This is a genomic window from Pontimicrobium sp. SW4 (assembly GCF_039954625.1).
Taxonomy (GTDB): Bacteria; Bacteroidota; Bacteroidia; order Flavobacteriales; family Flavobacteriaceae; genus Pontimicrobium.
This window is the reverse complement of sequence record NZ_CP157200.1, coordinates 1-6,997: the sequence shown is the minus strand read 5'-3', so window position 1 is coordinate 6,997 and position 6,997 is coordinate 1. Positions and strand designations below refer to the sequence as shown.

The following is a 6,997-nucleotide window of genomic DNA, read 5'->3' as shown; positions in this document are numbered from 1 at the left end:
GTTCCTTTTGTGTCCCTAAACTTATCTACAATAGCATCTTTAGTTTTTAAAGCAATGTACTTAGAATGTGTAAAAACGGTAGAATGCACAGTCGCATCGATAGCCAAAGAACCATTTTCAGACAAGTACTTATCCCAAGGCATTTTATAAACTTGGTTATATAAATCTTGCTCATTTGTAACTCTAAAGTTTTTTATGGGTTTTAAAATCTTAATAGCTGTTCGTAAGGCTAAGTTTGCCTTATACATAAAGCCTGTATCTCCAACAAAACTGACATTGCGCACACCAATTTTTACATCTTGTGCACCTAAGTTTCTAAGTTCTTTTGCTAAAAGCTCTTCAAAACCAAATAAGGTTTTGGCTACTATTTTAAAATTATTCTCCATATACTAATTAAATCTTAGACCAAGTTCATTTTGTATTAATTGAAACAACTCTTAGGTTATCAAATAAAATTTAATACTCAAATCTCGCTTAGCGAGCAAATAGATTGCAAAAATACTTTATTTTTGTTGCGACACACATTAATGCATGACAAAAGACACGAAAGATTGGTACTCATCATGGTTTGATACATCCTTCTACCATATTTTGTATAAACATAGAGATGATAATGAAGCTCACTCCTTTATGGAAAACCTCACAAGTTATCTCAATATCCCTGAAAATAGCTCCATTCTAGATCTAGCTTGTGGTAAAGGCCGTCATGCGGTGTATTTAAATAGCATTGGTTATGATGTGACTGGAATAGATCTATCAGAAAAAAGTATTGCGTTTGCCAAACAATTTGAAAACGATACTTTGCATTTTGATGTACATGATATGCGTGAAGCCTATACTAAACAATTTAATACTGTTTTTAATTTGTTTACAAGTTTTGGTTTCTTTGATGATGACAAAGATGATCTAGATACTATTAAAGCAATTAAAGCGAATTTAAAAGAAAATGGTATTGGTGTTATCGACTTTTTAAATGCCGATTTTGTTGTAAATAATTTAGTGAAAGAAAATACTAAAACTATTGATGGTATTGATTTTAATTTGAAACGTTATGTTGAAAATGGCTTTATTATAAAAGATATTTCGTTTATATCTGATGGAAAACCATACCATTACCAAGAGTTAGTAAAAGCATTAACACTTGAAGATTTTAAAAGATGTTTGAGAAGGCAAATATTCAGTTATTGGATGTCTTTGGCGACTATAAACTCAATAAATTTAATAAACATAGCTCAGAACGCTTAATCATGATTTTTATGTAATTATGAATAAATATCTATTTCCCATATATGCAGTCATTTTAGGGTTTATAATTGTGAAACTCACAAAAAACAAACCCATAAAAAATATAAAACTATTACTAGCTTTTAGTGGTGCTTTTTTAATGTCACTAACTTTTTTCGATTTACTACCAGAAGTTTATGAACACTTAGAGGCCAAAAAAACTGGCTTGTTTATAATGATTGGAGTTCTCTTTCAAATATTCTTGGAATTCTTTTCAAAAGGTGCTGAGCATGGTCATGTGCATATTCATAAAAATAGTCATACCTTTCCTTGGCTACTTTTTATTAGTCTATGCATTCATGCATTTTTAGAAGGCTTTCCAATTCACCAACATAACGATATGGTTTATGGTGTTTTAATTCATAAAATACCAATCGCAATACTTATCACTACTTATCTATTTCAATCAAATTACAAAACATACCAAATCATTATGTTTTTAACTTTGTTTGGGTTAATGACACCACTTGGAACCATTGTTTCAAATAATGTTGAATTAATTCCTGGGCTATTAACGCATATAAATGCTGTAGTAATTGGTATCTTTTTACATATTTCGACCACTATTTTATTTGAAAGTAGCGAAGGCCATAAATTTAATTTAAACAAGCTACTAGCAATTGTTTTTGCAGTAGTTGTTGCGTATTTGATTTAATGTTTAGTAAAGAAGAATCCAGATTAATACGCCAAGAATTTTGGACAAGCTTTGGAAAATCATTTCCTAGAAAATGGATTTTATATAACACCAAAATAAAAGGACTCTTCTTTAAATTTTACTTCGATACCAAAAAAGCCTTTATAACTTTAGATTTAGAAGACGACCTAGAGAATCGTGTGAATTGCTGGGAAAAACTAACGGCATTAAAAAGTATTCTACATGACGATTATTTACCTGACGCCATTTACGAAGAAGAATTTTATCTAGATAACGGTAAAGAAATATCACGTATCTATGTCCCTTTAAATCAAAAAGTATCTATTCACAATAAAAATACTTGGAGAGATACCATGGCGTTTTTTAATGAGAAAATGAACTTGTTTGAAGCTTTTTTTGAGGAATATAGAGATGTGATTAAAAGTTAATCTTTCAAAATAATCTTATCTAATTTCTCTTCAACTATTTCACCATTTACAAGTGATACGTAATAGCAATTTCGTTCTTCACCCATAGAAACTACTTTAAAAGGTTTGCCATTTTTAAAAATAATTCCAGCTTGATTATCCATAGCATAACCAGCTTCAAAAATGCCGTTTTTTATGTTTTTTTCATATAATGGTCTTCGGAATTCCTCACCATCGTAGTGCGGACTATGGCTATAAGGCAAAAAGCCTAAACCTTCCACAACACTCAATTCTATTGGTCTGGAATCAGTTGTGCCATTGTCAAACCAACATAGCGAGCCTGCACTACCTCCTGCTAATACAATGCCTTTTTCTAATGCTTTCTTTAAAACTTTATCGATACCTTGTGCTTTCCATATAGCCATCATATTGAGTGTATTTCCACCACCAACAACAATAGCATCCATCCCTAATAGAAATTCTTCAAACGTATATTTTTGTCTGTACGAGCTTATCCAAACACGCTGCACATAAGGTTCAACTTCAAGGTCGTTAACCAATTCGTACCATCTAATTATTCCACTCTCTCTATCACCTGAAGCTGTTGGTAAAAAGCAGATTTTTGGTTTCTCCTTTCCAGTGAGCTTAATGATTTCTTTAATGAATGCTTTACTTGGTCCACTTCCATAAGGAAAAATATATTGATCTTGGCTAAAAGCGAATCCTGTCATAAAAAAAGAGACAAGACAAAAAATGATAAATCTTTTCATGAGTTGATATATTGGTTGGTTGTTTTTTTGATGTTCTACCAAATGTAATTTTTTATCCCTTCAAAATCAATTAATTACTTTATAAAAAGTTGTGATTTATTAACAAGCATTTAAAATATGTTAACATAAAAAATGACTAACTTTCTCAACATCTTAATAATGCTAAACTATCAACCAATGAATCATTTAAAACATCTTTTCCAGTTAATTATTTGTGTGTGTCTTGTGAGTTCTTGTAATTCTAATCAATCTACTAAAATTGAAACTAGTACAACTACATCATTTTCTAACACTTACAAAGCTGCAGCATTTGAAAACGATAATCGCGTTGAAAAAATTAAACAAATAGCTCCAGAGATTGAAAAAGTGATGATTGAGCATGCCAAAGGCAGGCATATTCCAGGGATTGCTTATGGTATTGTAGTCGATGACCAATTGGTTATTGCTTCAGCAGATGGTGTATTGGATGTTGATACTAAAAATCTAGCAACTACAACATCGGCGTTTCGAATCGCTTCTATGACTAAGAGTTTTACAGCAATGGCAATTATAAAATTAAGAGATGAAGGTAAACTAGCTTTAAACGACCCTGTTAGTAAATACATTCCTGAAATGACTAATCTGGAATATCTTACAAAAGACAGTCCTATTATCGATATTGAAAATCTATTAACTATGACAGCAGGTTTTCCAGAAGATAATCCTTGGGGAGACCGTCAGTTAGACGAAACAAACGAGATGCTTATTGGTATGATAGACGATGGTGTAACCTTCTCTAACACACCATCATTTGAATACGAATACAGTAATACAGGTTATGCGTTGCTTGGTAATATTGTGTCTCGAGTTTCTGGTGAGCCTTACCAAGATTACATCAAGAATAACATACTCCAACCCTTAGGGATGAACAACACCTATTGGGAATGGAATGATGTTCCAAAAGAAGAACTTGCCATTGGCTACCGTTGGGAAGACGAACAATGGAAACTAGAACCTATATTGCATGATGGTTCGTTTGGCTCTATGGGTGGGCTTATCACCACCATTGAAGATTTTAGTAAATATGTAAGTTTTCATCTTTCGGCATGGCCTCCAAGAAATGATGACGATAATGGACCAATTAAACGAAGCTCACTTCGTGAGATGCAAACACCTCAATATCCAAGATTATATCCAAATGCTAGAGATTACAATGGTGATACGTGCGCTTTAATGAATGGCTACGGATTTGGACTTGGTATTGCTACCTATTGCAATGACATAAAACGTGTATCACATGGAGGCGCGCTTCCAGGGTTTGGTAGTAACTATTATTTTTATCCTGAATATGGTGTTGGTGTGATGGCTTTTGGCAACCTAACGTATACAGGGCCTTTGCCAATAAACAAAGTAGAGCAATTATTATTTGATAAAACTGGGTTAGAACCACGAGAGCTTCCTGTATCTGATATTCTTGAGAAGCGAAAAGCGCAAGTCTTAGATTTAGTACAAAATTGGAATGCTAACCTTGAAAAGGAAATTATTGCAGAAAACTTTTATTTAGATAAGTCTAGAGATAAACGAATGTCTCAAGCCAAACAAATTTTTGCAGAAGCTGGAGCGGTTGTTAAAGTAGAAGACCTAACACCTTTAAACCAATTACGAGGTCGCTTTAATGTGCAAACTGAGAATGGTATTATCTCTATGTTTTTTACACTTACACCTGAAAAATCACCAAAAGTACAGCGTTTGGATATGTCATTTAAGGAAACACTATCCGAGTAAACATATTTGACTTTGTAAGAAAAAAAGTCGAACTTCGTTTAACGTCGGATATAAGTCATTAAAACGACGCATATCCGACGTTAAACGAACCTAATATTTAGTTCTGCATTTCCAGCTAAACTACATACCACAAAATCATAAAATAGTGACTAATAGCACCAGCTAATACAAACACGTGCCAAATCACATGGTTGTATGGTATTTTGTTAATGGCGTAAAACACAATGCCTACTGTATAAAACAAACCACCTGCAAATAAGAAAAGTACCCCATTGGTGTCCATTCTTTCAGCTAGAACGCTAAAATCAAAGACGATTAACCAACCCATAACCAAATACAACAGCGTTGAAAACACCTCGAAACGTCCTGTAAAAAAGAGTTTTAGAAATACACCGAAAGCAGCAATTCCCCAAACGGTATAAAACAGAAGCCAACCATTACTATCTGATAATGTTAACAATAATACAGGCGTATAAGTTCCTGCAATTAATAAATAAATGCTTATATGGTCTACAATTCTAAAATAGTGTTTGCGTTTTTCGGTTTTGGCTGCATGATATAATGCAGAAGCACTAAACAACACAATAATGGAAAGACCATATACTAATACACTAAATAAACTCCATGGTGTATCAGCTTGTTTGCTTACTAGTATTATTAAACCAACAATACCTAATACAGCTCCAATGGCATGAGAGAATGTATTGAGCTGTTCCTCTAACTTAGTTTGTACGCTCAATGGTTTTTGGGGTTTTGGCAGTTTTAGGTTTGTCACTTAACCATTTCTGGGTTAATTCAAAGAAGTCCAATCCTAAAGCATCTTTTTGTCTTTCTAAGCGTCCGCTTTGAAAGTTGCGTTGCAAGATATCTTCAATTAAATAATCCTCTTTTACATTCATCGGGTCGAACTCTTTTTTCAAAGATAAGTCGAATAGACTTGCTGTATTATTAAACCAAAAGGCACGCCAACCATTACGTAGTTCTTTAATAAGCTCAAAGGTTGTATGTCCAGTCTGTCGGTGGATTAATTTAATAAGTATTTGTCCTTCGGTTCGTGTGAGTTTTTTTAACTCATCTGAAAATTCACCTTCAATATACCGTTGTATCTTTTTAGCGTACTGTTTTCTATCACGCTTTTTTTCTAATCTATTTAGTCGTGCATTAAGTGTATCTAATCTAGTAGCAGCCAGTTGTGCATAATGATATACTTTTAAGGTTTTACGCTTTAAGATTAAGTAACGTCGTCTATCTTCTTTACTATCAAACTCCAATTTATGGAGTAGCATAACTTCGTCTAAATCTATGGCTAATCTTGGAATAGAATCACCTTTTATTATCAAATATTTTATTTGAGAAGTATCGGTTTCAGTTTCTTCAACCTGACCAAAACAAAACAATGGTAATACAAATAATATGCAAAGAATCTTTTTCATAATTGGGTTAAATTCAAATTGAGGTGCTTTGAATAAAACTTAACAGTGTAAAGTTAATATTTTACACTCTTTTAAACCTTAAATTCTTATTAATATTATTATTTTAGAGCAAAATATTTTAGAATGGCAAAAAAGAAGATACTCAATAAAAAGTCTATGGACTTTCTTGAAAAATACTTAAATAATGCAGCACCTACAGGTTACGAATGGGATGGGCAAAAAATTTGGATGAATTATCTAAAACCTTATGTAGATGAATTTATTACAGATACTTACGGAACAGCTGTTGGTGTTATTAATCCAGAGGCTGATTACAAAGTAGTTATTGAAGGTCATGCTGATGAAATTTCATGGTATGTGAATTATATTGCAGACAACGGATTGATTTATGTGATTAGAAATGGTGGAAGTGACCATCAAATTGCACCAAGTAAAATTGTGAATATCCACACCAAAAAAGGTATTGTAAAAGGTGTTTTTGGTTGGCCTGCAATTCATACACGAAATCGTTCGAAAGAAGAGCCACCAAAACCAGATAACATTACTATTGATATTGGTGCTAAGGACAAAGCAGAAGTTGAGAAAATGGGTGTTCATGTTGGTTGCGTTATTACCTATCCAGATGAATTCCATATACTTAACAAAGACAAGTTTGTTTGTCGTGCTTTAGACAACAGAATGGGT

Annotated in this window: 6 protein-coding genes and 3 pseudogenes; 5 read left to right on the top strand and 4 right to left on the bottom strand. The window is 32.9% G+C overall.

Annotated features, from left to right (window positions below):
* Positions 1-2: 2 nt before the first annotated feature.
* A pseudogene (locus ABGB03_RS15765) lies at positions 3-386 on the bottom strand (THUMP domain-containing protein); the annotation flags it as partial.
* A 145-nt stretch (positions 387-531) separates the two neighbouring features.
* On the opposite strand from ABGB03_RS15765, the pseudogene ABGB03_RS15760 reads away from it, so the two are divergent.
* From ABGB03_RS15760 to ABGB03_RS15750, 3 genes and pseudogenes are all read left to right on the top strand, one after another.
* A pseudogene (locus ABGB03_RS15760) lies at positions 532-1,262 on the top strand (class I SAM-dependent methyltransferase).
* A gap of 2 nt (positions 1,263-1,264) precedes the next feature.
* Entirely contained in the window at positions 1,265-1,939 is a 675-nt protein-coding gene (locus tag ABGB03_RS15755; RefSeq protein ID WP_347921714.1) for a ZIP family metal transporter, read from the top strand.
* Positions 1,939-2,367, top strand: a complete 429-nt coding sequence (locus tag ABGB03_RS15750) for a DUF4268 domain-containing protein (RefSeq protein WP_347921716.1) — start codon at positions 1,939-1,941, stop codon at positions 2,365-2,367. Before ABGB03_RS15755 ends, ABGB03_RS15750 begins: the two co-directional genes overlap by 1 nt.
* Here ABGB03_RS15750 and ABGB03_RS15745 read toward each other — a convergent pair.
* A complete protein-coding gene (locus tag ABGB03_RS15745; protein ID WP_347921718.1) occupies positions 2,364-3,116 on the bottom strand; it encodes a peptidase E in 753 nt (250 codons plus the stop codon). The genes ABGB03_RS15750 and ABGB03_RS15745 overlap by 4 nt on opposite strands.
* A gap of 177 nt (positions 3,117-3,293) precedes the next feature.
* Here ABGB03_RS15745 and ABGB03_RS15740 point away from each other — a divergent pair, with 177 nt between their 5' ends.
* Entirely contained in the window at positions 3,294-4,880 is a 1,587-nt protein-coding gene (locus ABGB03_RS15740) for a serine hydrolase domain-containing protein (RefSeq protein WP_347921720.1), read from the top strand.
* A gap of 115 nt (positions 4,881-4,995) precedes the next feature.
* Here ABGB03_RS15740 and ABGB03_RS15735 read toward each other — a convergent pair whose 3' ends face one another.
* On the bottom strand, positions 4,996-5,619 hold the full coding sequence (locus ABGB03_RS15735; RefSeq protein ID WP_347921721.1) for a hemolysin III family protein: 624 nt from the start codon (positions 5,617-5,619) through the stop codon (positions 4,996-4,998).
* Positions 5,603-6,313 (bottom strand): DUF4294 domain-containing protein, encoded by a 711-nt coding sequence (locus ABGB03_RS15730; protein ID WP_347921723.1) that lies wholly within the window; start codon positions 6,311-6,313, stop codon positions 5,603-5,605. The genes ABGB03_RS15735 and ABGB03_RS15730 overlap by 17 nt, the downstream gene beginning before the upstream one ends.
* A gap of 123 nt (positions 6,314-6,436) precedes the next feature.
* Here ABGB03_RS15730 and ABGB03_RS15725 point away from each other — a divergent pair.
* A pseudogene (locus ABGB03_RS15725) lies at positions 6,437-6,997 on the top strand (M42 family peptidase); the annotation flags it as partial.

What these genes read in the sequence shown, in the direction of transcription:
- ABGB03_RS15755 (WP_347921714.1), top strand. Translation starts at nt 1,265, where the DNA reads ATGAATAAATATCTATTTCCCATATATGCAGTCATTTTAGGGTTTATA.
- ABGB03_RS15750 (WP_347921716.1), top strand. Translation starts at nt 1,939, where the DNA reads ATGTTTAGTAAAGAAGAATCCAGATTAATACGCCAAGAATTTTGGACA.
- ABGB03_RS15745 (WP_347921718.1), bottom strand. Translation starts at nt 3,116, where the DNA reads ATGAAAAGATTTATCATTTTTTGTCTTGTCTCTTTTTTTATGACAGGA.
- ABGB03_RS15740 (WP_347921720.1), top strand. Translation starts at nt 3,294, where the DNA reads ATGAATCATTTAAAACATCTTTTCCAGTTAATTATTTGTGTGTGTCTT.
- ABGB03_RS15730 (WP_347921723.1), bottom strand. Translation starts at nt 6,313, where the DNA reads ATGAAAAAGATTCTTTGCATATTATTTGTATTACCATTGTTTTGTTTT.